This is a genomic window from Solwaraspora sp. WMMD791 (assembly GCF_029581195.1).
In the GTDB taxonomy this organism is placed as follows: Bacteria; Actinomycetota; Actinomycetes; order Mycobacteriales; family Micromonosporaceae; genus Micromonospora_E.
In genome coordinates, this window is record NZ_CP120737.1 from 4644299 (window position 1) to 4668294 (window position 23996).

General features: G+C 68.2%; 26 protein-coding genes, 1 tRNA gene and 1 riboswitch. Of the genes, 10 read left to right on the forward strand and 17 right to left on the reverse strand.

Annotated elements, in window-relative coordinates; genetic code table 11:
* Positions 1-70 precede the first annotated feature (70 nt).
* From O7623_RS20610 to O7623_RS20620, 3 genes are all read left to right on the forward strand, one after another.
* Positions 71-334, forward strand: a complete 264-nt coding sequence (locus O7623_RS20610; protein ID WP_278119775.1) for a cell division protein CrgA — start codon at positions 71-73, stop codon at positions 332-334.
* A gap of 268 nt (positions 335-602) precedes the next feature.
* A complete protein-coding gene (locus tag O7623_RS20615; protein WP_282224650.1) occupies positions 603-2804 on the forward strand; it encodes a (Fe-S)-binding protein in 2202 nt (733 codons plus the stop codon).
* 10 nt (positions 2805-2814) lie between these two features.
* Positions 2815-3468, forward strand: coding sequence for a VanZ family protein (locus O7623_RS20620; RefSeq protein WP_282224651.1), 654 nt, complete (start codon positions 2815-2817; stop codon positions 3466-3468).
* On the opposite strand, the gene O7623_RS20625 is transcribed toward O7623_RS20620, so the two are convergent.
* The gene (locus O7623_RS20625) at positions 3434-4138 is read right to left on the reverse strand and encodes a GPP34 family phosphoprotein (protein WP_282224652.1); all 705 of its coding nucleotides are present in this window, start codon (positions 4136-4138) and stop codon (positions 3434-3436) included. The two genes, O7623_RS20620 and O7623_RS20625, sit on opposite strands and share 35 nt — an antisense overlap.
* A gap of 161 nt (positions 4139-4299) precedes the next feature.
* On the opposite strand from O7623_RS20625, the gene O7623_RS20630 reads away from it, so the two are divergent.
* Both O7623_RS20630 and O7623_RS20635 read left to right on the forward strand, forming a co-directional pair.
* Positions 4300-5358, forward strand: coding sequence for a C40 family peptidase (locus O7623_RS20630; protein WP_282224653.1), 1059 nt, complete (start codon positions 4300-4302; stop codon positions 5356-5358).
* A gap of 255 nt (positions 5359-5613) precedes the next feature.
* A riboswitch (cyclic di-AMP (ydaO/yuaA leader) is annotated at positions 5614-5756 on the forward strand.
* A gap of 5 nt (positions 5757-5761) precedes the next feature.
* A complete protein-coding gene (locus O7623_RS20635) occupies positions 5762-6793 on the forward strand; it encodes a C40 family peptidase (RefSeq protein WP_282224654.1) in 1032 nt (343 codons plus the stop codon).
* Between the two features lie 134 nt (positions 6794-6927).
* Here O7623_RS20635 and dcd read toward each other — a convergent pair whose 3' ends face one another.
* On the reverse strand, positions 6928-7506 hold the full coding sequence (gene dcd / locus O7623_RS20640; protein ID WP_282224655.1) for a dCTP deaminase: 579 nt from the start codon (positions 7504-7506) through the stop codon (positions 6928-6930).
* 112 nt (positions 7507-7618) lie between these two features.
* On the opposite strand from dcd, the gene O7623_RS20645 reads away from it, so the two are divergent.
* Positions 7619-8137 carry a pyridoxamine 5'-phosphate oxidase family protein gene (locus O7623_RS20645; RefSeq protein ID WP_282224656.1) on the forward strand — a complete coding sequence of 173 codons (519 nt, stop codon included), beginning with the start codon at positions 7619-7621 and terminating at the stop codon, positions 8135-8137.
* A gap of 96 nt (positions 8138-8233) precedes the next feature.
* Positions 8234-8307, forward strand: a tRNA-Gly gene (locus O7623_RS20650).
* An 89-nt stretch (positions 8308-8396) separates the two neighbouring features.
* On the opposite strand, the gene O7623_RS20655 is transcribed toward O7623_RS20650, so the two are convergent.
* The 9 genes from O7623_RS20655 to O7623_RS20695 form a co-directional block, all read right to left on the reverse strand.
* Complete coding sequence (locus O7623_RS20655) at positions 8397-9629, reverse strand: tyrosine-type recombinase/integrase (protein ID WP_282224657.1); 1233 nt, start codon at positions 9627-9629, stop codon at positions 8397-8399.
* Entirely contained in the window at positions 9629-9853 is a 225-nt protein-coding gene (locus O7623_RS20660) for a helix-turn-helix domain-containing protein (protein ID WP_282224658.1), read from the reverse strand. The genes O7623_RS20655 and O7623_RS20660 overlap by 1 nt, the downstream gene beginning before the upstream one ends.
* Positions 9850-11643: a replication initiator gene (locus tag O7623_RS20665; protein ID WP_282224659.1), complete on the reverse strand. Its 1794-nt coding sequence runs from the start codon at positions 11641-11643 to the stop codon at positions 9850-9852. The genes O7623_RS20660 and O7623_RS20665 overlap by 4 nt, the downstream gene beginning before the upstream one ends.
* A complete protein-coding gene (locus O7623_RS20670) occupies positions 11640-12272 on the reverse strand; it encodes a DUF2637 domain-containing protein (RefSeq protein ID WP_282224660.1) in 633 nt (210 codons plus the stop codon). Before O7623_RS20670 ends, O7623_RS20665 begins: the two co-directional genes overlap by 4 nt.
* Positions 12269-12457 (reverse strand): hypothetical protein, encoded by a 189-nt coding sequence (locus tag O7623_RS20675; RefSeq protein ID WP_282224661.1) that lies wholly within the window; start codon positions 12455-12457, stop codon positions 12269-12271. Before O7623_RS20675 ends, O7623_RS20670 begins: the two co-directional genes overlap by 4 nt.
* Before the next feature lie 6 nt (positions 12458-12463).
* Positions 12464-12736 carry a hypothetical protein gene (locus O7623_RS20680; RefSeq protein ID WP_282224662.1) on the reverse strand — a complete coding sequence of 91 codons (273 nt, stop codon included), beginning with the start codon at positions 12734-12736 and terminating at the stop codon, positions 12464-12466.
* Positions 12733-14418, reverse strand: coding sequence for an FtsK/SpoIIIE domain-containing protein (locus tag O7623_RS20685; RefSeq protein WP_282224663.1), 1686 nt, complete (start codon positions 14416-14418; stop codon positions 12733-12735). The genes O7623_RS20680 and O7623_RS20685 overlap by 4 nt, the downstream gene beginning before the upstream one ends.
* Complete coding sequence (locus O7623_RS20690) at positions 14418-14645, reverse strand: hypothetical protein (protein ID WP_282224664.1); 228 nt, start codon at positions 14643-14645, stop codon at positions 14418-14420. Before O7623_RS20690 ends, O7623_RS20685 begins: the two co-directional genes overlap by 1 nt.
* 105 nt (positions 14646-14750) lie before the next feature.
* Entirely contained in the window at positions 14751-15176 is a 426-nt protein-coding gene (locus tag O7623_RS20695) for a transcriptional regulator (protein WP_282224665.1), read from the reverse strand.
* A 137-nt stretch (positions 15177-15313) separates the two neighbouring features.
* Between O7623_RS20695 and O7623_RS20700 the strand changes: the two genes are divergently transcribed.
* Complete coding sequence (locus tag O7623_RS20700) at positions 15314-16156, forward strand: GntR family transcriptional regulator (RefSeq protein WP_282224666.1); 843 nt, start codon at positions 15314-15316, stop codon at positions 16154-16156.
* Positions 16153-16839: an HAD-IA family hydrolase gene (locus O7623_RS20705; protein WP_282224667.1), complete on the forward strand. Its 687-nt coding sequence runs from the start codon at positions 16153-16155 to the stop codon at positions 16837-16839. The genes O7623_RS20700 and O7623_RS20705 overlap by 4 nt, the downstream gene beginning before the upstream one ends.
* Positions 16840-16920: 81 nt before the next feature.
* Here the strand turns inward: O7623_RS20705 and O7623_RS20710 are convergent, their stop codons facing one another.
* Positions 16921-17673 (reverse strand): XRE family transcriptional regulator, encoded by a 753-nt coding sequence (locus tag O7623_RS20710; RefSeq protein WP_282224668.1) that lies wholly within the window; start codon positions 17671-17673, stop codon positions 16921-16923.
* Between the two features lie 287 nt (positions 17674-17960).
* Here O7623_RS20710 and O7623_RS20715 point away from each other — a divergent pair, with 287 nt between their 5' ends.
* Positions 17961-18305: a hypothetical protein gene (locus O7623_RS20715; protein WP_282224669.1), complete on the forward strand. Its 345-nt coding sequence runs from the start codon at positions 17961-17963 to the stop codon at positions 18303-18305.
* A 425-nt stretch (positions 18306-18730) separates the two neighbouring features.
* Here the strand turns inward: O7623_RS20715 and O7623_RS20720 are convergent, their stop codons facing one another.
* The 5 genes from O7623_RS20720 to O7623_RS20740 form a co-directional block, all read right to left on the reverse strand.
* The gene (locus tag O7623_RS20720; protein WP_282224670.1) at positions 18731-19825 is read right to left on the reverse strand and encodes a hypothetical protein; all 1095 of its coding nucleotides are present in this window, start codon (positions 19823-19825) and stop codon (positions 18731-18733) included.
* A gap of 721 nt (positions 19826-20546) precedes the next feature.
* A complete protein-coding gene (locus tag O7623_RS20725) occupies positions 20547-20831 on the reverse strand; it encodes a hypothetical protein (RefSeq protein ID WP_282224671.1) in 285 nt (94 codons plus the stop codon).
* A 189-nt stretch (positions 20832-21020) separates the two neighbouring features.
* Positions 21021-21815: an IS21-like element helper ATPase IstB gene (gene istB / locus O7623_RS20730; RefSeq protein WP_282224672.1), complete on the reverse strand. Its 795-nt coding sequence runs from the start codon at positions 21813-21815 to the stop codon at positions 21021-21023.
* Positions 21815-23044, reverse strand: a complete 1230-nt coding sequence (gene istA / locus O7623_RS20735) for an IS21 family transposase (protein ID WP_282224673.1) — start codon at positions 23042-23044, stop codon at positions 21815-21817. The genes istB and istA overlap by 1 nt, the downstream gene beginning before the upstream one ends.
* Before the next feature lie 153 nt (positions 23045-23197).
* Complete coding sequence (locus O7623_RS20740; protein WP_282224674.1) at positions 23198-23983, reverse strand: glycosyltransferase family 2 protein; 786 nt, start codon at positions 23981-23983, stop codon at positions 23198-23200.
* Positions 23984-23996: the final 13 nt, after the last annotated feature.

Genomic DNA, 23996 nt, shown 5'->3' on the forward strand with positions numbered 1-23996 from the left:
CATTATTGGCCATGGACCGTCGCCGCTGCGTCCGGTTACCGGGCCGGATGATTGCCACCAGGAGAGCGTCGTGCCCAAGTCGCAGGTTCGCAAGAAGAAGGTCTACACCCCGCCGACCGATGTCCGGCCCACCCAGACGGCTGCCACCCGCAAGCCGAGCCCGATCTGGCTGCCGATCGCTGCGGTCTCGTTGATCGTCTTCGGGATCGGTTGGCTCGTCGTCTACTACCTGTCGGAGACGGCGTACCCCGTGGCGACCTGGGGTTACTGGAACCTCGCGGTCGGGTTCGGAGCGATGGTCAGCTCGCTGATCCTGTTGTCCCGCTGGCGCTGAGATCGTCGGATGCGCGGTCAGCCCGGCCGGTTTCCCGTCGGGCTGACCGGTCGGTGTCGACCGGCCGGTGCTGACCGGTCGGTCTGACCTGCTGTTTTGGCCGCCCCGGCCGATCTGCTCGGCGTGTTGCTGACCTAGTGTTGCGGTGACCGACGGATCGGTGGCGCTGCTCCTTACGTTACTGCCGGGTAACCTGACGGTAGGCTGACGACGGGACCGGCAACCCGGTCACCCGCCGCGCGTCCGCAGCACACCGGGAGGCCAGCGTATGGGCACGGTTCAGATCGTCACCACGGTCGTCGCCGCCATCGTCACCGTGATCGCGGTGGCGCTCGCCGGCCGAGCGGTCTGGCAGTTCGTCTCGATCATCCGGCTCGGCCAGCCCGACCCCACCCGCACCGGTGACCCGGCGACCCGCGCCACGGTGATGCTCCGCGAGACCCTCGGCCACACCCGGATGCTGCGCTGGAGCGTCGTCGGCGCCGCCCACTGGTTCGTCATGGTCGCCTTCGTCCTGCTCTCCATCCTGGTGCTGGAGGCGTACTTCGAGGTCGTCGACGCCGGGGGCGGCATCCCGGTGATCGGCGGCTGGCTGCTCTACGGCCTGGTGACCGAGTACGTGTCGGTCCTCGGCCTGGTCGGCATCCTGGTGCTGATCGGCATCCGGCTGGCCAACCGGCCGACTCGGGCCGGCGGCCGTTCCCGGTTCACCGGCTCCACCATGTGGCAGGGCTACTTCGTCGAAGCGGTCGTGCTCGCCGTACTGGTCTGCGGGTTCTTGATCCGTGGCTTCCGGGTCGCCACCGACCACTTCGACTTCCCGGTGTGGGCCACCCCGGTGAGCCACGCCCTCGGCGCCGTCCTGCCCGCCTCCGACGCGGCGATCAGCATCACCGCCCTGGTCAAGATCCTCATCTCGATGACCTGGCTGATCGTCATCGCGCTGACGCTGACCATGGGCGTGGCCTGGCACCGGTTCGCCGCCTTCTTCAACATCTACTTCAAGCGGGACCCGGGCAAACCGAACTCCGGCCTCGGTGCGCTGCGGCCGATGACCAGCAACGGCAAGCCGCTCGACTTCGAAGAGGCCGACCCCGAGAAAGACCAGTTCGGGGTCGCCCAGGTCGAACAGTTCAGCTGGAAGGGTCTGCTCGACTTCACCACCTGTACGGAGTGCGGCCGCTGCCAGTCGCAGTGCCCGGCCTGGAACACCGGCAAGCCACTGTCACCGAAGCTGCTCGTGCTGTCGCTGCGCGACCACGCGTACGCCAAGGCGCCGTACCTGCTCGCCGGCGGCGGCAAGGACCTCACCGGCGAGGAGAAGGCCACCGCCGAGCAGCTGGCCACGGTCGACGCCCTGGCCCTGGCCGAAGCCGACCGCCCGCTGATCGGCGGGGCGGACGACGGCGGGGTCATCGACCCGGACGTGTTGTGGTCCTGCACCACCTGCGGCGCCTGCGTCGAGCAGTGCCCGGTCGACATCGAGCACGTCGACCACATCGTCGACATGCGTCGCTACCAGGTGCTGATCGAGTCGAGCTTCCCCAGCGAGGCCGGCGTGATGCTGCGCAACCTGGAGAACAAGGGCAACCCGTGGGGCGCGCCGCCGAACACCCGCGAGGACTGGACCAAGGGCCTCGACTTCGAGGTGCCCCGGGTCGGCGAGGTGGACGACTTCGAGTACCTGTTCTGGGTCGGCTGCGCCGGTGCGTTCGAGGACCGGGCCAAGAAGACCACCCGCGCGGTGGCGACCCTGCTGCACTCCGCCGGCGTCGACTTCGCCATCCTCGGCGAGGGCGAGACCTGCTCCGGCGACCCGGCCCGGCGCATCGGCAACGAGTTCGTCTTCCAGATGCTGGCCCAGCAGAACGTGGAGACCCTCAACGAGGCGTTCGGCGACCGGGAGCCGACGAAGCGCAAGATCGTCGCGACCTGCCCGCACTGCTTCAACACCCTCGGCAACGAGTACGGGCAGCTCGGCGGCCATTTCGAGGTCGTACACCACACGCAGCTGCTGGCCCACCTGGTCGCCGCCGGCAAGCTCACCCCGGTCACCCCCGTCGACGGCGGCCTGACCTACCACGACCCCTGCTACCTGGGCCGGCACAACCGGGTCTTCAGCCCACCCCGCGAGGTGCTCGGTGCCGCGCTCGGCGCCGACGACGCGGTACGCGAGATGCCCCGCAACTCGGAGCGGTCGTTCTGCTGCGGGGCCGGTGGCGCGCGGATGTGGATGGAGGAGCGGATCGGCAAACGGGTCAACGTCGACCGGGTCGAGGAAGCCCTCTCCACCGGGGCCCAGACGATCGCGGTCGGCTGTCCGTTCTGCTTCACGATGCTCGGTGACGGGGTCACCGGAAAGCAGTCCAGCGGCGCGGCGGGCGAGGGCGTCGAGGTCGTCGATGTGGCGACCGTGCTGCTCAGATCGGTCACGCCGGCGGTAGCATCGTCGACGACCACCGAGGAGTAGGGAGAAGCGGGTGCTGGGTTGGGCCCGTGAGTTCCTCTCCCAACCCTGGCCGTTCCTGACGCTGGCGACCCTTGCCGTCGTCGGCGTACTGGTCCACCGGCCACTGGCCCGACGGCTCGGCTGGGCCCGCTGGCCCACCCTGGCCATGCTGCTGGGCGCGGCGGCGGTCGCCGCGCTCACACTGCCTCCGGCGCCGGTCGGCACCGGCGTACCGCTGGCTCCCGGGGTCTCGGTCTCCGGGCCGGACGCCGCGGTGACCACCGCCTGCATCCGGTCGCTTACCGACCCCGCCGTGCTCTGGTCCGGCCTGGTCACGGTGGATTCGCTCGGCGAGCGGGTCGGCAACGTCGCGATGTTCGTACCGCTGGCCTTCTGCACGGTGCTGGCGGTACGTCGACCGGTGCTCGCCACCGGATTGCTGCTGCTGGCACCGGCCGGGGTGGAGCTGGCCCAGGCGGTGACCGGGCTGGGGCGGGAATGCGTCGGCTACGACTGGGTCAACAACGCCACGGGCGTCCTGCTCGGTGCGGCCGCCGGCGGGGTCGTCACGGTCGCCTGGCGGATGGTCGGTTCCGGGCGGGGCAGCTCCCGTACGGACCGCTCGGGAGGGCCGGGTCGCTCCGGGCCGGTCAGCTCCCGCCGATCGCGACGTTCGTCGCGATGAACACGCCGCGCGCGATCCTGCCCCGGTGCTCGTCGAGCACGGTACGGGTGGCGGCCACCGCCCACTCCACCGACGGGTACCGCGCCAGGCACCGCTGGGGCCAGTCCACGGCGCCACCGTCCGTACCGGCGTGCCCGTCGGCGTGCCCGAGGATCCGCAGCGCGTCGAGGGCGTCGAGGAGCCCGGCCAGCGCGGCGGTACGGGCACCGACCGGTCCGGTGCCCTGGCAGGCGGTCGAGAGCCGCTGTCGTGCCTCGGTCTCGGGCTCCGGGGTCGTGCCGTCCGGAGTCGGGTAGCGGGTACGCCGTAGGATCGGCACCCGACCCTGCTCACGCCGGAGCAGGCCGGCCTCGGTGAGAGTGTCGAGCACCCGGCCGACCAGCCCGGGGGCAAGGGCGGTAATCCAGTGTTCCGGCGGTTGCCGGGTCGCTGCGTGAATTCTGCGCCAGGTGGCATCGAGCAGCGGGTCGGTGCCGAGCGGGTCGGGTGCGCGTTCGCCGCCTGCGGTGACCCGGCCATCGACGTCGAGGTCGAGGTGGCCGGTCGCGGCGAGGTCGCACAGTACGGCGCCGGCAACGCCGTAGTCGAGGTGATCGGTGGCGATCAGTACGGTGCCAGAGTCGTCGTAACCCAGGAGCACCAACTCTTCGGGCAGGCTGAGTGTCGTCATCGTGTCACGCTAGCGTGATCGGACGGACGCTGCCGGTCATGTGGTGCGGCGTGCGGATCACCAGCCTTGAGAGAATGCGCATCCTTCCAATAGGGTGGTGCACCGACCGCTGCGAATGTCGGCCTCCGTTTCCCCCGCCCGGGAGGCCCCGGCGATCGTTCATGAAGGAGTCGCTGCCAATGGCACGTGTGCTCACCCGTACGCACACAGGTGATTACTTTAAGTTTCTTCTTGGTCACTCAAGGCGGAATTTGCCCGTTGTCAGTCGTGGTGTCGCCGCCCTGCTGCTCGTCCTGGCCGTGGTCGTGGGGCCGGCTGCCCCGGCGGCCGCCCAACCCTCTCTGGCGGAGATCGAAGCCGAGCTGGACGCCCAGTGGCTGAAGTTGGAACCGGTGATCGAGCAGTACAACAAAGTTCGCAGCGAACTCAAGGCCAACCAGAAAAAGGCCGCCGAACTCGACAAGCGGATCGCGCCACTGTCGTTGCAGGCCAGTCTCGCCGCTGACGAGATCGGTGAGGTGGCCAACAGCTACTACCGCACCGGTCCGTCGAGCGAACTCAACGCGCTGCTGAAGACCGGTTCGCCGACCAGTCTCGCCGATCAACTGCTGGTACTGGACCGGATCTCGAAGCGGCGTCAGCAGCAGATCGCAGCGGTGGTCGAGACCCGGGACCGCTACCTTGCCGAGCGGCAGGCCCTCGACGAGTTGATCGCGCAGCAGAAGGCGCAGGACGAGGAGTTGGCCGAGAAGCGCAAGACGATCGACGCCGAGATCGACAGGCTGGAGCAGGCGCGGCTGGCCGCGTACCGGACCACCGGCTACTCGGGCGGTTCCGGAGCGTCCGGGCCATGCCCGGCCGAGTCGGTCGGCGGGGCGGCCGGGGTCGCGGTCGGTACGGCGTGCGCACAGATCGGCAAGCCGTACGTCTGGGGTGCCACCGGCCCGAACGCGTTCGACTGCTCAGGTCTGACGCAGTACGCGTGGGCGAGTGCGGGTGTCGGGCTCACCCACTTCACCGGCGCGCAGTGGAACCAGGGTCAGTCGGTCAGCCGGTCGGAGGCACGTCCAGGTGATCTTGTCTTCTTCTTTAGTGATCTGCGTCACGTCGGTCTATACATCGGTGGCGGCATGATGGTGCATGCGCCGCGCCCGGGACAACCCGTGCAAATGGAGAATATCGACAACATGCCGGTGGTCGGATTCAAGCGGGTCGGCTGAACGTGCAGGTCAACGTCGGTCGGTACGGTCCGAAAGTGCGGGGCGGTCGGCGATCATCGATCGTCCGGACCGGCACTTTCGGGCCGGCCCGGACCTCGTTCTTCGAACGCGTGAACGACGGCGGGTGATATACGAATAGCAATCGATCGAGTACGTTGAGAAATGAGTAGTCATCTCGCTTGCGTGACGAGAACGGCTCTCTCTACCCTTGGGGATCGTCGAGTCGGGAGGACGTCAACCAGCCCGGTTGACCTCGGCCTGACACCGCCAAATCGTCAGCGACACGGCGAGCCGGGGACCCACGGAACCGGGGTGAATCCACAGCGTCGTCTGTGGTAGGGCGTCTCCTTTCCGCCCGAACCCGTCAGCTAACCCGGTAGGCGGTCTGGGGAGAAGGAGTCCGGTGGCTACGACAGCCCCTCGGCGACCCGGATGGTCCGACCAGGACCACCTCCGGACGGTCCCGAACACCCATCGACGCGTCCTCCGCGCGGCAATCGCGGTCACCACCGGCGTCGGCATGCTGCTGACCGGCGCACCCGCACCCGCCCAGGCGCAGCAGACCGTGGCCGAGATCGAAGCGCAGATCGACGAGGTCTGGGCCGAACTGGAGCCCACCATCGAACGGCACAACGCCGTACGGCAGGACCTTGCTGCGAAAAAGAAGCAGGCCGATGCTCTGCAGAAGAAGATCCAGCCGCTGCAGGTCCAGATCGACCTCGCGATGGACCGGGTCAGCGAGTTCGCCGCCCGGTCGTACAAGGGCGGCAGCCCGTCGGCGTTCAGCGCGATCCTGACCAGCGGCAAGCCGACCCACCTCGCCGACCAGCTGGAACTGCTCGACCAGTTCGCCCGCCGGCAGGCCCGTGACGTCCAGGCCGTGGTCGACCTCAAGGAGCAGTACGCCGCGGAGAAGGCACCGCTGGACCAGCTGATCGTCGAGTTGACCAGCACCGAGGCGCAGCTGTCCGCGAAGGCCAAGGAGATCGACGCCGAGGTCGACCGGCTGCAGGAGCTGCGACTGCAGGCGTACGGATCGTCCACCAGCCTGGGCTCGCTGCGCCCGGCGCCCTGCCCGGCGACCTACCCGGGGGGAGCCGCCGGAAAGGCGGTCACCTTCGCCTGCGCGCAGATCGGCAAGCCGTACATCTGGGGGTCCGCCGGCCCGAGCGGTTACGACTGTTCCGGGTTGACCCTGGCCGCCTGGCGGCAGGGCGGCGTCTCACTGCCGCACAACGCGGCACGCCAGCGGCAGGTGACCAGGAACATCAGTCGTGACGAGCTGCGCCCCGGCGACCTCGTCTTCTACTACAGCCTGTCCCATGTCGGGATGTACGTCGGCGACGGCTGGATCGTGCACGCCTCACAGGCCGGCGAGCCGATCGCGATGCGCAAGCTCGGCTCCGGGATCCACAGCTACGGAAGGCCCGGCTAGACCTCACTCCTCCCCATGGCCTGGCGCATGTCGCGGATCCCCCCGTTGCGCGGCAGCACCGGCCACCAGAAAGACGCTCTCCCAGGTCTCCCCCCGGCCTGGGAGGGCGTCTTTCGCCACCTGCCCGAGTTGGCTCAGCCGGTCGGCCAGGTCCGCCACTGCTGCCAGGACCGGCTCGGGGTCGGCCCCCGCTGTCCCTGGTAACGGGAGCCGTAGACCGACGAACCGTACGGATGCTCGGCGGTCGACGACAGCCGGAAGATGCAGAGCTGGCCGATCTTCATGCCGGGCCACAGCTTGATCGGCAGGTTCGCGACGTTGGACAGTTCGAGCGTGACATGGCCGGAGAAACCCGGGTCGATGAAGCCGGCGGTCGAGTGGGTGAGCAGCCCGAGCCGGCCCAGGCTGGACTTGCCCTCCAACCGGGCGGCGAGTGCGTCGCCTAGTGAGACGACCTCGAGCGTCGAGGCGAGCACGAACTCGCCGGGGTGCAGCACGAACGGGTCGCCGTCGGGCACCTCGACCTGCGACGTCAGATCGTCCTGCCGGGTCGCCGGGTCGATGTGGGTGTACAGGTGGTTGTTGAACACCCGGAAGTACCGGTCGAGCCGGACGTCGATGCTCGACGGCTGGATGAGCGCAGGCTCGAACGGTTCGAGGGAGAGGCCGCCGGTCTTGGTCTCCGCGACGATGTCCCGGTCGGAGAGGAGCATCGTCACACCATAGCGATCCCCGGCCGGGCACCTCGCCGGCCGGGGTGATCGTCGGGCGGACACGCCGCGCTTCGACTATCTCTTAGAACACGTGTTCGATAGAATGGTCGGCATGGCAACCTGGTCCCAGTTCGCAGCCGACGAGCCCCGGCTGGCCACGGCGATCCGACTTCTCATGCAGCAGTACGGCCCCGGTCTCGGCTACCTGGCGACGGTGCGTGCCGACGGTGGCCCCCGGGTCCATCCGGTCTCGCCCGTGATCACCGAGGACGGGTTGTTCTGCTTCATCGTCGACTCGCCCAAGCGTCGCGACCTGGAGCGCGACGGTCGGTACGCGCTGCACTCGTTCCCGCCGGAGGAGAGCGACGACGAGGCGTATCTTGCCGGCCGCGCGCGCCCGGTCACCGACGTCGCCACCGTCGCCCGACTCGCCCGCGCCGCGCGCGCCGTGCCGCACGTGGACTGGCGACTGTTCGAGTTCACCGTCGACGTGGCGATGGTCGCCCGGCACGGCACCGGCGCCGGCCCCGCCACCACGATCGCAATGGAGCCTGCGGTGCAGGTCTGGCTCGACCCGACCAGCGGCACGGCTGCCCCCCACGAGACGGCGGCGGCCGCGGTCGCCTGCTGATCGACTCTCGTCGCCCCACCGCACCGGTCGTCCCGACGAGCCGGGCGTGAGGGCGTTGCACACCAGGGCGGCCGACAGGGTAGAGTAGGGCCGCTCGCGGGTGTAGTTCAATGGCAGAACATCAGCTTCCCAAGCTGACAGTGCGGGTTCGATTCCCGTCACCCGCTCCACACCGAAAGCCCTGGCCAGGATGCGAATCCCAGCCAGGGCTTTCGATTGTCCAAGATCCACGATCATGCGGCGTGCCATCTGCGTGCCATTAGCCCCGGCCGACCAGGGCACCGGCCGCACCACCGTCCGGGTCGTCGCCCCGCTTCTTCGACTTCTTCTTGCCCAGCTTCCCGCCGGCCACCTTCCCCGACTTCTTCTCCTTCTTGCGCTCCGTACGCATCGCCGCGTGCAGCGCCCTGGCGATCGCCTGGTCAGCCTCGGACGTCGCGTGCTGGTAGATCAGCGCCGCCTGCGGCGAGTCGTGCCCCATCCGCGCCATCAGATCCCGCGTGCTCGCCCCGGTCCGAGCCGCCAACGTGTTCCCGGTGTGCCGCAGGTCGTGAAAGTGCAGCCCTGGTTGCCCGACCTTCGCCACCGCAGCCCGCCAGCCGGACAGCTTGTTGAAGTTGCCCCGCCAGATCGGCCGCCCGGACTCGGTGGTGAACACGAACGCATCCGGGTTGTCGTCGACCTCGGCCGCCAGGTGCTCACGCATCGCCGACACCACCACCGGAGGCAGGCTGACCGTACGCCGGCCGGCCCGCGACTTCGGCGGACCGAGGACCAGGCCGACGCCCCGCTGTTCGGTGTACGCCTGCCGGATCCGGACCGTGCCCGCGTCGGTGTCGATGTCCTGCCGTTGCAGCGCGGACACCTCGCCCCAGCGCAGACACCCGAACGCGGTGATCAGCACCATGGCCCGAAACCGTGCCGGGACAGCGTCGGCCAGGGCCAGGAGTTGCGCCATCGACAACACCGGCCGTTCCGGTGCCTTCTCCTGGTCGGCACCGGGGATGCGGCACGGATTCTTGGTCAGGATCTCGTCTTCCTTGACGGCCGTCATCAGCACCGCGCGCAGCAGCCGGTACGCCTTGGCCGCCATGCTCTGCGACACCCCGTTGCCGAGCAGTTTCGCCCGCCACTCCCGGACCATCGGCGTATCGAGCCGGCCCAGCTCCACCCCGCCGAGGTACGGCATGATGTGCCGGCCCAGCAGCCAGCCGTACAGGTGCACCGTCCGAGGCCGCAGGTTCGGCCGCTGCTCGATCCACCGTTGTGCGTAGTCGCCCAGCGTCACCCGCGCCCGGTCCGGGTCGATCCACTCCCGCCGGGCCAACTGCGATTCCACCAGCGACAGATACCGCTCAGCGTCCGACTTCCGGGCGAAGGTCTCCGGCGCGCTTCGTAGCTGCCCGTCCGGGCCGGGGTAGCGCGCCTGATACCGCCCGGAGGGCAGCTTGCGAACGCTTCCGAAGCGTCGACGTCCGGGCCGGTTCGCCATCAGGCCACGCTCCGCATCCCGGACCAGACACCGGAGGCGGTCAGCGGCTCGACCCGACCGGACTCGACGTGCGCCGCCAGGTCGACCGCCTTGATCCGTACGCTCCGGCCGAGCTTGTGAAACGGGATCCGCCGCTCCGCGACGAGCCGCCGCACGTACCGTTCACTCATCTGAATCCGGGCCGCCGCCTGTTCGATGGTCAGCACCTCATCCAGCACGGTCATTCCTCCCCGTCCGTTGCCGTCCCGCTGCCAGTTGCCGAAAGGTCGTGGCTCGTCTCCTGGGCCGCTCGGTCCTTGGCGGCGAGGAGTTGGGAGCGCCAGCGGGCGCGTTCGGAGATGGAGCGCAGGAGTCGGTGCCCGAGGGGTGTGACGTCCGGGTCGTCGGGCCGGGCGAGCTCCCACGCGTGCCGGACCCGCTCGCTGTCGGTGCCGGTGGGCTGGTCGACGCCGGCCAGGTCGGTGGTTGCGCCGAGTAGTGCCCGGACCCAGGCGCGTGCGTCGTGTTTGTGGTCGGTCAGGGTTTTGCCGGACCAGTCGCGGGAGATGAGGATGCGTCGGCCGCCGATGCCGAGGGTGGCGCGTTGGTGGACCTTGCCCCGGCAGCGTCCGGGCCGCAGCTTCGCCGAGGCGTTCTTCGGTTGGACGCCGTAGAGCAGCCAGTTCGCGCACCGGTCGGTGCAGGGGGTGACCTGCAACTGTTGCCGGAACCGTTCGAGATGCTGGCGTTGCCGGCCGCTGGTGGTGGTGTGGCAGTCGGCGGCGTGTTTGGTGATGTACTTCGTGATGTAGCGGATGGTCTGTTCCGCATCCTGGGTGCCGGGCATGACGCCGCGTGCGTCGACCTGGGAGCCGAAGCGGATCACGTGGACCGGTTGCGCGTCCGGGTCGGTGTCGATGGCGTCGAGTGCTTCCGCCCAGCCGGTCAACGGTTCACGGGTGTCCGGGTCGACCCAGGCCGCCTGGTCGATGTCCCAGACGGGCAGGTGTTCCCCGCCGTAGTGCTGGACGTCGACGGACGGCCACCACACCTGGTGATAGGTGGCTGCCGCCACGGTCCGCAGGGTCTGTCGGGGGATGGTGCCGCGGATCGCGAAGTGCGCGTGAGGGGCGAGGCGTCGTTGGGGTTCGACGCATCCGGCGTACTGGACGTTCCAGCCTTCGCAGCGTCGGAGGTTCTGCCAGAACCGGTCGAGGAGTCGGGGGAAGTGGACCGCGTCCCACGCGGCACGTCGGTAGTCGTACCGGTCGGGGTTGACCGGGGTGCCGTCCGGGCGTACGGGTCCGTAGCTGTCGAGGGTGAGGGTGAGCCACATCGACGGGCGGTAGGTGCTGCCGTCGGGTGCGGTGTAGGTCTTGCCGACGGTGCGCGCTTCGACAGGTCGGCGGGGTAGGTCGGGTGCGTCCTGGCGCCGTCTGGTCGACCGTTTCCGCCGTTTGCCGTTGTCCTGCGCGTCGCCCTGGTCGACACCATCGGCGTCGGTGGTGGTCGGGGTGTGGGGTGGTGCGACGCGGCCGCGTAGTCCCTCGGCGGTGATGGCGTCTTCGACTTCGCGGATGGCGTCGTCGAGGTCGGTGACCTGTTCCCAGTCGGCTTCCCGTACGGCCGCGTCGCGTTCGAACTCGAAGTGCGCCCGCAGCACGATCAGCGCTTTCTGCGCGTCCGTGGCCGGTTCGGGTGGCGGCAGGGGTTCGTCGTCGCGGTGCCAGCCGTCGCGGATCTGCGCTTGGCGCAGCCGGCGGTTCCGCTTGGCGCAGGGTGGGCATTTGTCCTCGCGGGTGGCCCCGCAGGGCAGGTCGATGACCTCGGTACGGCCGGTGTCGAGGTCGGTGCGCCGCATGGCGAGCGGGCGGATGCAGACGCCGTATTCGGTGGCGACGTCGCGCAGGACGTCGACCGATCGGGGTAGGCCCATCCGCGCGGCACGGGAGCCGGGCCGGGGCTGTTGTTCGACGGTCACCGGCCGATCCGTCGCGGGTGTGTCGAGTCCGGGCAGGGTGGTGGGGGCGGTCACCGGCCGACCACCATGCCGTTTGCCCGTCGGGGTTGGACGACCCCGAGGGGTGGCAGCACCGACGCGTGTCCGGCGACGCGGACAGGTTCGACGGCGGCGGGCACGTCGACCAGGCCGGGTGTCGGGTCGGTGTCGGTGTGCTGGTCGGTGTCGTCGGTCGGGACCTGGTCGACGCCGTCCGTCTGGTCGACGCGCACCAGGTCAGCCGGACCAGTCGGATTGGCCGCTCCAGTTGACGCCGCCGGACCGGCCGGGACAGCGGGTGCGCTGGAGAGTACGACTTTGACCAGGGCCAGGAACGCCAGCGACGGTACGGCCGCGACGATCCACCCCCACACGGACGGTTGCGCTTCGGCGACCTGCGCGGCGAGGGACAGCAGTGCGAAGCCGATCAGCAGGACCGCGACGAACCCGACCGGTCGACCCGTGCGGCGTCGGGCGCGGATCTCCAGTCCGAGGTAGATCGCCATGAGCTCGACCGCGACGGCGTTCGCCCAGCCGATCCAGTGGGGTTGGCCGTGGGCGACGGACAGATCGTGAACGTGGGTGAACGCCGCCGCGCCGGCCATCGACCCGATCGCAAGGAGGATCGCCAGCCGCAGCAGGTTTTCGGCACGCTGCCAGCTCACGGGTTGCCCCCTTGTTCCCGGTCGGTGACGGTCAGGTCGATCCGCACCCGGATGCCGGGCCGGCCACGGAGGTTGAGGTAGGTGCTCAGGCCGGACAGGAACGCGGCGAGCTGGTCGACCGGGCCGGTGGCCTGGATACGGATGGGACGGGCGGGTCGCCGGAAGGGCCGGTTGAGGGGTGCCATGGTCGGTTACCTCCGGGTGGGGTGGATGGTGGTGCGGATGTGGTCGGGTGGGTCGCCGAGGGAGGCGACCGCTTCGGACAGGCAGCGCCACAGCGCCCACGCCTCGCCGGGGGTGAGGTAGACCCGGCGTCGGCCGGAGCCGATGGCGACGTACAGCGGGTAGGGGTCGGGCTGGTCGGTGTCGACCCGGACCGATACCGCTGTCCCGCGCCCACCGCCGTCAGGGGTGGGGGTCCGTAGCCGGTAGAAGCGCCGCCCCGACATCACGGTTTCGGTCATCGGGAACCACCCCCGCCGTTCGGGGTGTCGGTGCCGCCCTGGTCGTGCTGTCCGTTGTCGCGGATCAGATTGAGCAGCGAGTCAGGCAACAGCGGCCCGGACGGCTTACGCGGCAACGGAACCCGCCGACGCGTGACCGGGGACGGTTGCGGTTCGGGTTCGGGGGTGGTTTCCCGGCCGACCTGGGCAAGGATGTCCGCCGCCGCCACCGGAGCCGAGAACTGATCGGCCATCGTTTGGATGTCGGTGTCGGTGAGGTAGGAGAACCGGACCCGGATCGGGTCGGGGGTGCCGTCGAGCAGGACGTAGCCGACGCCTTTCGCCCACGACGGCATCTGATCCGCGAGCGCTCCCCGTGCCCGTGCGCCGTCGCCCAACACCATGTCGACCTGCGACGCCTCGGTCAGCCCGAGCGCGATCCGGGTGGGAAACAGGTCCCGGAACGGCAGCACCTCTTTACGCGGGTCCTGCAACGCCGCCACGACCAGGACACCGACGCCGGCACCTTGGGACAGCAGCAGCCCCAACGCCGAGGCGATGCGCTTCCGCAGCTCGACGTCTTGCAGGTAGGCGGTCAGCGCCGCCATTTCGTCGATCACCACGACAACCAGGGGGTCATCGACGGTGGGGGTGTGGACCCGGACCGTGCCGGCAAGACGTGCCTGCCGTTCCCGCAGCACCGCGACGGCTTCGTCTAGCAGGTCGGCCATGGTGTCGAAGGAGGTGGAGGCGAACCGGGCGAACATCGGACGGCCGAACGCGAATTCCATTCCGCCCTTGGGGTCGATGACCCACAGCCGGACCAGTCCGGACGCCACCCCACCGGCAAGGGACCGGACGAGGGACCAGAGGACGGAGCCTTTCCCGCGTCGGGTCGCCCCACCGATCAGCACATGCGTCGCCAACAGATGCAGGTGCCACGTGCGAAGGTCTTCCCGCACCGCGAGGGGCAGCGCGGTGAAGTCCGGGACGGTCGGGACCGGGAACGGTGGGACCGTCCGGCGTAGGGCGTCGGTGCGGACCAGGACGATGTAGACGACGTCGGGCCGGTCACGGAACCGGTAGGCGTCGACCTGGCGCAGCAGCCACCCCACCCAGCCGCCGCCACGCACCGGCAGTTCATCCGGGCGTTCGGTGTACACCCGTGCGTGCCTGCGGCCGAACGCATAGGCAAGCTGCTCCGTTGCGCGTTGGAAGTCGGCGGGGGTCTGCCCGCGCAGCATCCGCACCGACAACACGTCCAACGCCTGGTCACAGTGCACGGCCAGGAGCTGCGGTAACACGGTCTGGTGTTGGTAGACCCGCGACAGGTCGCACAGGGTCATCGCTTCCCGCCAGACCCGCCGGTAGACGACCGTGTGCCGCCACCGGCCGAGCAGCGGACCGCCGCACCACGCCCACCAGGAGGCTTCGTGCCGCCACCGCCACACCGCCGACCCCAACCCGGCAAGCACAACGGGCGTGACCAGGCCGGCAATGCCGTAGTCGAGGTACACGGCCACGGTGATCACCGAGACGGTCAGGATGCGCGGATGGCGCAGGCACCACCACACGCCCCGACCAGTCCAGCGGGCCAGCAGCCCGAGGAGCACGGCCCACCAGGGCAGCCGCAGCCGACGAGGCCGGACCACGACCAGATCACCGGAGAAGGTGCTGACGACCTCACCACGGGGACGGCCCATCACCGACCACCCCCAACGGTGGGGAGGAACCGGCCGCGAGCGTCGCGCAGCCGGGGGAACGGCAACACCAACTGGCCGACGCACAGCCCACACCGGACGCTGTCGACCGTCGCGGCATCGGCGTTGTCGGTGTCGTCCTGGGCGTCGGTCGGGGTGGGGGTGAACATGTTCTTGCAGTCGCTACAGCGGATCCGCGCCCGATCCGGGACGCGCTTAACCTGGGACACGTCGGAACCTCACTGAATCTGAAAGAGGGAAGAGGAGGAGGGGAAGACGCCGAGGGGTGGGGCTGCCGTCCGCCAAGACCAGACAGCCCCACCCCGAACCGAGCGCTACGACGCCGAGCCCGCCGCCGCCCGCGCCTTACCGGTGCCGTTGGACGCGACGCCGGCCGGGGCGCGCATCCCCGACGCCCGCAGCGAGTACGCCATCCGCCCGTTGGACGCCACGTACGGCGTGACCGTCACGTCATCGAACTCGACGAGCTCGAACGGAACCCCGGTCGGCGGAACCGGCTGGTAGTCCGCCGAGATCTTGACCGTGGTCTCCCGCGACCGCTTGCCCAACTCCGGGTCCAGGTCCATCACCCGGACCTGCCACACCCGCTGACCCGTCAGCTTGTCCTTCGCCGGCGACCGCCGGCCCGTCTTCTCGTCGTAGTCCTCGACCTCACCCAACGACTCGGGCACCAACGCGCACCCCGCCGGGAACACGTCCGAACACCGGACCGAGAACCTCGTCCCGCCTCGCAGAGCCACTGCTCTACCTCCACTCGTAGACCTGACCGGCTTGACTAGCCAGGTGTGTGGATCAAAGGTAGGCCAACTTGGCTAGCCATGTCAACACTTGGACACGGGACATCTAGCCTGGCTAGTCAACAGGTATGGTCCGGGGCATGGCTCTTGACCCCGACGACCCACGCACCCCGTCCCAGCAGATCGCCGCCGCCCTGCGCGCGGAGATCAAAACCGGCAAGTTCGCCCCCGGCGAGAAGCTGCCCAGCCAAAACGAGCTGGTCGAACGCTTCTCCGTCGCCCGCGAGACGATCAAAGCCGCCCTACGCAAGCTCCAGGACGAGCGGCTGATCGTCACCCGCCAGGGCAGCGGCACGTTCGTACGCGCCAACACCGAACGCCCCGTCGGTCTACGCCCGCACATCGAGCGCGCCTTCGAAGCGACCCACGTAGCGATCGACTTCGCCGGCTTCTCCGGCGAGACCCTCCACAACGCCATCCAGGAGACGTTGGACAAGGTCCGCATCGGCCGCCTCACCCCGGAATCGATCCGCATCCGGATCCTGATCTCCGACATGAACGCCCCGATGGCGATCCCGTGCCGGGCCGAGGACCGCGCCGACGACCCCCGCATCCGCGCCCGGTCGGCCCGCATCACCAACCGGTCCATCCACGCCATCGTCGACGCCGTCCAGGAGTTGGCGGATCTCGACCTGGTCAAGGTCGCCACCACCGAGGTACGGGTCCACGGCGCGGCCCCGCTGTTCAAGCTGTTCGTCATCAACGACGAGGAAGCGTTCTTCGGCTTCTACCCCGTCGTGGAGCACACCGTCAGCGTCGACGGCCAACCCATGGCCATCTACGACGCCATGGGCAAGGACGCCATCCTGTTCCCGTTCACCCCCAGCGACGACGACGCCTCACACGACGGCCTGTACGTGCAGCAGGCCGGAGCCTGGTTCAACAGCATGTGGACCACCATCGCCCGCGAGTACACGTCATGAACGCCGAACTCGCCGCCGTCATCGACCGCGCCCGGTTCCTGCTGCTCGACTTCGACGGACCCGTCTGCAAGGTCTTCGCCAACCACCCCGCGCCTCAGGTCGCCGCAACTCTGCGCCGGCTGCTCGTCGACCAGGGCGTCACCATTCCGCCGGACCTGCTCGACGAAGCCGATCCGCTCGCCGTGCTGCGCTGGACAGCCGCCCTGAACCGGCCCGCCATCGTCCGCCGGGTCGACGACGCGCTACGGGCCGCCGAGGTGGACGCCGTCGCCGTCGCCGAACCCACCCCGTACGCGCGGGAAGTCATCGTGGCCGCCCACCACGCCCGACGCGGGATCGCGATCGTGTCCAACAACAGCGCCGACGCCGTCACCCAATACCTGATCGCCCGCAGGCTCGCCGCCTACATCCACCCCGTCATCGGCCGCCCGTACGCCGACCCCGCCGGCATGAAACCCCATCCCGGCCCGGTCCTCGCCGCCGTCCGTGAACTCCACACCCACCCCGAGGAATGCGTACTCATTGGCGACTCACCCACTGACATCGAAGCCGCCCAAGCCATCAACATGCCCACCATCGGATACGCCAACAAACCCCGCAAGTACCACAGCCTCACCAAAGCAGACGCCATCATCGGCAGCATGGCCGAAATCGCCACCACCCTCAACCCCGACGAACTCTAACCCCGTCACCCGCACCACACCGACGCCCCGGACCGCATAAACGCGGAAACCGGGGCGTCACTCATCACAGGTCACACCAGATCAGCCGACATCACCAGCCCACGGCACACCTGCATCCCACACCCGATCAAACCCCGCCACATAATGATCGAACATGTTCCCGCCCTGCACCCGGCGGAAATAAAACGTCGGACTCGCGTTACCCGACTCCCCGAACACGTGCGGAGTCACCAACACCTCATCATCGAACCGCACCACACTCACGTGATGCGTCACCGGATGCAACCGCACCTCGCACCCCTCCACCCCGACCAGACCACGGTAGTGCGTCAACGAGCTACGGATCATCGCGCCCAACGTCCCCACCAGGCAATCCTCACGATCCCGCACCGCCACCGCCTCACCCGACGGATCAGCGAAACACAACCGCACCCGCACACCCACCCCCGCCCGATCCGCCAACACCCGACCGATACGCGGCTGCACCTGCGACAGAAACGCACCCGCCAACACCAACACGTCAACCCGTTCCCGCGCCTCACCCAACAGCCGTAACCACAACTCCCGAGGCACCGACGCCCGATCAGCGAACACCTCGATCAACTCCGCCCGCGACGCCTCCGGACGACGATCATTCACCTCCGCGACCTGCGGCCACAGATACGCCTCCTCCGCACCCAACCGACGTGCCGCCACCCAACGATGCCGCCGATGCGGAACACGCCCCGAACTGATCCACCGCTCCACCGTCTTCGGATCCACCTCACACTCAGCCGCGAGATCCTCCACCGGCACACCACGACGAACCATCACCGTCCGGAGACGTTCATTCATACCCACTATTAGACGAACAACCACCAGGACGTTTCAACCCCGTCCCCCGACGTTTCGCAGAATACGAAGACGTCCCCCACCAGTCCCGCACCGTGGATGCGACGACACACCAATCCCTATTCACTACCCCAGTCGCGCGAAAACCCCTGCCGGCGTGCAGCCCTCCATAGCCGCGCCGGCAGGTGAGCACGACACCAACACCGGTCGGGGACCGGGGACAGGACCCCCGACCTAACCCGGCCCCGACCGGCCCTCTCCACATCCGCACCCACCGGAGGTTCCCGACCATGACCAACGGCCAGCACACCACCGACCTACCAACGGCCGATTACTTCACCCCCGTACCCCCACCCCGGCCAACCACCCTCGCCGACGCGAACGAGCAACCCCGGTACGTCATCCACATCCCCATCCACGCCCGCGACCTCCCGGAAGCCGTCGAGATGGCCCACACCATCGCCGTCACCCTCGCCGACTTCCGCACCTACCTACGCGGGCTCGACTACCCCGAAACCACCGTCACCATCGAAGGCGACCAAACCCAACACCACCGCGTCATCTGCAACCTCCAACAACCCGACGGCACCCGCTGCGAACAACTCCACGCCCACGAAGCACCCTGCGCCAGGTAGCAGCTAGCCGGACCGAAGAAGACCACCCACTACCGCGCCGCTTCCGCTCCTCGCCGCTGGCGCGGCTGCGGTGCGGGTCGGCTTGGTCCCGACTTACTTCCGCAGCGCTGGCCGGCGACCAGCAAGAAGTCGGATCTCCTGTCGTTTATGCAGGTCGGGTGCCGGCAACAGCCGCCGCCCATCGCACTACCTTCCGCACTACCTTCCGGAGTTGCCGAATAGTTCTGTATTGGATCAAGACGCCGCGCCCGGCGCGGCGCGCGGGCGGAACACCGCCCGGCGGCAAGCCGCCCCGGACCGCTACGCGGCCGGGGCGGAAAACCACCGTCACCGCCGGGCAGCCGCCCGCCGCACCGCGCCATGTAGTTGAGCCTCCGGTGGGAGCGCTCCCTTCCTGGGATATATCCCGCCCATTGCTACCCGGATCAGCCATCGGGAGGAATTTGGAAAGTTGCCCGAGGTCTGGTTTTGGATATCCGCATTCGATGCCGAGACTTCCGGTGTGGTCCGTCCACTTCGTGTAATATTGGGCGCATATTCGACCAGGTTCGCTCTCCTTCCTCGGATATAGCGCGTCCTGCGGCTATAACATCTGCCCCTGCGACTATCCGTTCTCCCAACATAAGGAAAGCTTGCGAAAGGCGTGTTAAATAGTCGTCTAGGTAGCTTTCGTGAACGACGTCGAAGTAGCGGACGATGCTATGTGGGCTTCGTGATTTGGCGTCCTGGGGAGGTTCGAGCCTGACGGCGCGGACCCATGGAATTGCGGCCATGTGGTCCTCCCCATCGACTCGCATTACGCTGAACATGGGTGCGCGAAGAACGGCCAAGCAGACCAAAAATCTACAGGCGAGCCCTTCGGTGTCCTCTGTTGGCCTGCATCGATCGATCAAGTGGTCGGCGGCCTTCATTAAGGGAAGAGTTAGCGCTCGATACGCATCCTCTCCTGTAAGCTCGATCTTGCCGCCAGACTTGTGCGCCACCTTCGATAGCGAAAGCGCGAAGGGGGCCGGTGAATCAAAAAATTCATCTTCCCAAGCGTAGAATACATCGTGGAGGCTCATGAAATACGAGCCGCCAGTGAATGCGCCGTCTTCTTGGAAGAAGAACTCAATGTCTGGCGACCTCAGGCCGGCTATCTCGGGGAAGCTGTAAACCTGTTCGGGAGGGGTGGGGCGGACGAAAAATATATACGGCAACTTGCTTTGTTTGCACTCGACTAATAGGTTAAGTGATGGGTGGACGGGAATTCGATCTTCGAACCCGTTTTTTCGACGATACAATGAAGTCTCAAAGAAGACGTCAATCGATCTTGTTTGTCCAGATTCGGAATCTATGAAAGCCCATTCCTCTTGGAGTGCTCCGTAATTGCCTATCCCGTCAAGGAGGCGCTGCAATGCGTCCGCAACCGCAGTCTGCAGTGGGTAGCCCGAGTGCATCACGGCCTGCAGAAGGTCGGCCTCCGTCATGCCGCCTGGGAGTTCCGCGTATGGACGCTGTGGCTCGCTGTTTAGGCTCACGTAGATTGATACTGCCAATCTCTGTGGACCAGCGCAATGGGTGACGCTACTTGTGAAGGTGGAAGTGGTCGTACGGCCGTCATCGGTGGAAGCCGGGGGCGATGCCTAGTGGGGTCTCCCGCGCTGTCCGGTCGTGCCATTGGCGTGCCAGTAGGCCGGGATGATCAAGGCCAGCACAGGCCAGGCGAGGCCGCCGTGACCTGGCGGACGAGCCCGGCACGGGGCGGTGTCCGGCGATTCCCAAGCTGACAGTGCGGGTTCGATTCCCGTCACCCGCTCCACACCGAAAGCCCTGGTCAGGACCACAATCCCAACCAGGGCCTTCTGCTTCATGTGCGTGGGTCGCCGGATCGCTACTTTCGTGGGTACGCGGCCTGCAGCACTTCACGGATCAACTCGCTGGGACTGCGGTTGGTCAGCTCTGCCACTTTTTTGATCATTTCGTAGGTTTGATCGTCAACTCGGATGCTGATCTTGTGTGAGGTGCCACCACTGCCGGAGAGAGACGGTCTGCCGACCCGGCGAGGGGCGAGACTGGCGGGGTCGTACCCAGCCTCTGCTTCCGCCACCAGCTCGCTCTCCAGCTGCGACGTGAGCGCCGTACCGTCCTTGGCCTGTCGGCTGGCTGCCCGAGTCGCCCGGACTCCGGTGGTGGTTGCGCGGCGTGGTGCCTTTGCCTTGTCAGAGGTCGTGGAGGTCGTTCGGTCCTTCGTTGCTCGCGTTACACCCGCCATGGCTTCGCCTCCTTGTAGAGCCGGTTGTACTTGGATCGCATCTCCATCGAGTGGATCACGCGCAGCGTCCCGTCCAGCAACTCGATGGCGACGACTTCGAGGGCAACGCCGTCTCTGTCGTCGCCGAGGAACAGCAGCCGTTCGGGTCGGTCCGGGGGTTCTGGAGAGAGGACGTACGGCTGACCGCAGTGTTCGATGACGTACCGTGATCGATGTTGCGCTATGTTGTGCTTGCTGGCGGACTGCGCCCACGAGTACCTGTACCTGGCCACGCGTCGTATTTTGTCCGACGAAACCTGTCCTGGCTAGGATGACACGTCTACTCGACCGCCGGCAAGGGCTGGGCCGTTCCAGGCCAGGTGGGGCCGCAGTGAACTGGGGCTGAGGCCGGCTGTCAACGCCGCCCCAATCGTGACCACCGTGGTCCGGCTGAAACTGGACCACCCCGGTTTGGTTGATCTTCAGTCGTTGGTCTTGGTCGCTGCCGGGACGCGGCCGAGGTCGCGGTCCTTGAGCCGGTAGCTGTCGCCCTTCATCGAGATGACCTCGGCGTGGTGAACAAGCCGGTCGATCATGGCCGCGGCGACGACGTCATCACCGAAGACCTCTCCCCACCGGCCGAAGGGCTTGTTACTGGTGACAATCAGCGAGGCACGTTCGTAGCGGTTCGAAACCAACTGGAAGAACAGGTTCGCCGCTTCGGCTTCGAAGGGGATGTAGCCGACCTCGTCGACGATCACCAGCGGGATCCGGCCGAGTTTGACGAGCTCGTCCTGCAGCCGGCCGGCGTGGTGGGCGTCAGCGAGACGGGACACCCACTGAGCGGCGGTGGCGAACGCGACCCGGTGTCCGGCCTGGCAGGCCCGGATACCGAGACCGATGGACAGGTGGGTCTTGCCGGTGCCGGGCGGCCCCAGGAACACGACGTTCTCCTTCGACGCCACGAAGTCCAGAGTGCCCAGGTGGGCGATCGTCTCCCGCTTCAACGACCGCTGGTGTTCGAAGTCGAACTCCTCCAGGCTCTTGCGTGCCGGGAACCTCGCCGCCCGGATACGTCCCTCACCGCCGTGGGCCTCCCGGGCCGCCACTTCGCGTTGCAGACAGGCGGCGAGGAACTCCTCGTGCGTCCACGACTCCGCCCGGGCCCGCTCCGCGAGCCGGTCCACCGACGCCGCCAACGAGGGCGCCTTCAACGCACGGGTGAGGAAAGCGATCTCGGAGGAGACGTTGCGGTTGCCGGTCGTTCTGGAGGCCATCACGCGGCCGCCTCGGCATCGACACCGAACATGCGGTCGTAGTCGGCCAACCTGCGGTGCTCCACCTCGGCCGTGACCGCCGGTGCCGGCGCCTGCCGCGCGGCGGTCCGCAGATCGGCGGCGGCCTGACGGTGAGCCGGGTCGGTGATGCTCTGATGCCGCGCCCAGCACCGGTCGTGCCGGGCGACGAGACGGCCCTCGCAGAGCACCTGCACCCGGTCGGCGTCAGCGACCACGTCGACCCGGCGGCCCACCACCATCGGGTGCACCGAGTAGTCGTTGCCGTCCAGCCGGACGTAGTGGTCGCGGGGCAGACGGGTGCTCCGCCGCCAGCCGACCACCGGCGCGACCGGCGGCAGCGTCAGCATCGCCGCTCGGTCGGCCTCCCACCGGTCCACCGGCCGGCAGCCCAGCACCCGGTGCCGACGCTGGTTCGCCCGTACCAGCCATTCGGCAAGCTGGGCGTTGAAGTCCCGGGGCGAGCTGAACCGGCGCCCGGGCAGGAACGACGTCTCCAGATAGCCGTTCGCCCGCTCCACCAGGCCTTTGGCTTCCGGGTCCGCCGGCCGGCACTGGAGCACGCGGATCCCGAGAGTGCCACGGAAGCCGTTCATCGCCTCGGTCAACTGCGGCCTGCCGGCACGCCACTGGCCGACCGCGGACTCGTTGTCCCATACCAACGTCCTGGGCACCCGACCCCACCCGGAGATCAACGTCCAGTGTCCGACCAGCAGATCCGCCGACTGCCGGGACGGGATCATCACCGCCGTCAGCCACCGCGAGTACCCGGACACCATCACCATCACCGGCGGCCGTCCGACCTGACCGAACCCCAGGGGCACGTCCGCCGGCGGGAACCACAGATCACACTGCGCCAGCTCACCCGGCAGGTACTCGGTGCGCTGCGCCGGGTCAGGCCGGCGGAACAACGGCCGCAGCCGCTGCACCCGGTCACAGAACACCGTCTTCCCACGGGTCCACCCGACCCGTTCCATGATCACCGTCGAGGGCATGTCCGGGAACTCCGCCAACAACGCCCTGATCTGCGGCTCGACCGCGTCCACGATCGAGCCCTTCGCAGCCCGTCGGTACCGCGGCGGCTCATCACTGGCCAACGCCTTCTTCACGGTGTTGCGAGACATCCTCAACCGCCGTGCGATGGCCTGAATCGCCATACCCTCCGACCGCCGCAGCCGCCGGATCTCCGCCCAGTCCTCCACGCTCAGCACCTCCCGATGCTTCAGGAGGTGGTCCCGATTCAGCCGGAACCACGTGGTCAGTTTTCACGCGGAGCTGACACCGGCACGGGCCGGCGCCCGGCGATTCCCAAGCTGACAGTGCGGGTTCGATTCCCGTCACCCGCTCCACTCGAACGGTCCTGCTCAGCCGATTCGGACGCGCCCGGACGCTGGATCGGGCACCGATGTCACGGTACGCAGCGCTGCCACCCGGGCGTCGATGACGCGGATCCGGGCGGCCCGTTCGGCCGGTGCCCAGTGAGCCTGTTGGCTGGTCACCTGACCCGACCACTTGCGGTAGAGCAGCCCTGCCTCGCCGATGAAGTAGCCGTCGCTCACCGTACTCGCGGCCAGCAGCAGCCCGGTGTCCTCCGAGGCGGGCAGGGCCATCCAGCCGCCGAGGGCGAAGATCAGGTCGGTACGGATGCACAGGGTCGCCGGGTGCACCGGGAGTTGGTGGGCGTTCGCCTGCCAGGACCGGTGCACCGTCCCGGCGGGCAGCCGGCCGGGTGCCGGGTCGGTGGCTACCGCCGAGGTACTGCCGTCCAGGGCCAGGTCCAGCGCCTGCGAGGTGGTCCAGCCGACCGTCAGGTCGGCGGCGAGGACCGCGATGTCGCGGGCGAGCGCGCCGGGGGTCAGCCGGTCGTCGGCGTCGAGCACCTTCACCAGCGGCCCGTCCACCCGGGACAGCGCCATGGTGCGGGTGACGCCCGGCCCACCGGGCCGGTTGGTGCCCGTACTGATTCTCGGATCGTCCGGTAGCGCGTCGGCGACCGCGCCGGTCTGCCCGTCCTCCTGGACCAGCCAGCGCCACTGCCAGCCGGCGGGTAGTCGCTGGTCGCGTAGTGCGGCGTACGCATCGGTCAGGAACGGGATGCTCGGCGGATGGACGGGGGTGACCACCGAGATGATCCGGGCCGACCGCTGCACCGGTACGATTTTA